This window comes from Nocardioides sp. (assembly GCF_024509035.1).
Taxonomy (GTDB): Bacteria; Actinomycetota; Actinomycetes; order Propionibacteriales; family Nocardioidaceae; genus Nocardioides.
The window spans coordinates 519-1,533 of record NZ_JANINT010000368.1 but is presented as its reverse complement, the minus strand read 5'-3'; the positions used below and the strand labels follow the sequence as shown (position 1 = coordinate 1,533).

Here is a 1,015-nt window from a genome sequence, read left to right as displayed (position 1 = left end):
TGGCCTCCGGTGACTTCTCCGGCCTGGTCTTCACCGACGCGACCCCCGAGGACGTGGCGACCGACTACGGCACGGTCGTCGAGGGGATGGGCGAGATCGAGCCGGTGGTCAGCGCCGACGACGTCGACGAGGGCGACGGTACGGCGACCGTCCCGCTGTCCTGGACCTGGCCGGTCGCCGGCGACGAGTGGACCTACACGACCGAGGCCACGCTGACCGAGGCGAGCGACGAGTGGCAGGTCGGCTGGTCGCACCGGGTGGTCTGGTCGAACCTCGGCGACGGCGCGGTCCTCGACCTCACCCCGATCGCCGCCGCCCGCGGGCCGATCGTCGGCGCCGGCGGGTTCCAGATCGTCGGCAACCGCCCTGTGCTGCGGTTCGGCATCGACAAGACCCTCGTGCCGAAGGCGCGGGCCGCCGACTCTGCGCGCCGGCTGGCGCGGCTGGTCGACGTCGACGCCGCGGCGTACGTCAAGGAGGTCCAGGCGGCGGGCGACCAGGCGTTCGTCGAGGCGATCGTCTTCCGCAAGGAGGACGTGCCGCTCGCGGCCGCGCGGGGCTACACCGCGATCAAGGGCGCCCGGGCGATCCCCGACGACATCCCGCTCGCGCCCACGCGGGAGTTCGCCGCGCCGATCCTCGGGTCCGTCGGCCCGGTGACCGCCGAGATGGTGAAGCAGGACCCGGAGAAGTACCAGGTCGGCGACGTGGCCGGGCTCTCCGGCCTGCAGGCGCGGTACGACGACCAGCTCCAGGGCACCGAGGGTGCGGTCGTGAACGCCGAGGGGGCGGCCTGGGGCGAGCGGCAGCTGTTCCGGGTCGAGGCCCGGCCGGGCACCCCGCTCCGGATCACGCTCGACGAGCGGCTGCAGACGATCGCGGAGAACCAGCTCGCCGACATCGGGCCGGGCAGCGCGCTGGTCGCGATCCGCCCGTCGACCGGCAACATCCTCGCCGCGGCCAACGGCCCGGGGAACGACGGCTACAACCTCGCGACCTACGGCCAGCTCGCGCC

At 74.0% G+C, this 1,015-nt stretch carries 1 protein-coding gene; it reads left to right on the top strand.

Annotated features, from left to right (window positions below):
- Positions 1–1,015, top strand: a 1,015-nt coding sequence (locus Q0L15_RS21410; protein WP_296606785.1) for an NTF2-like N-terminal transpeptidase domain-containing protein, incomplete at both ends; no start/stop codon positions are given.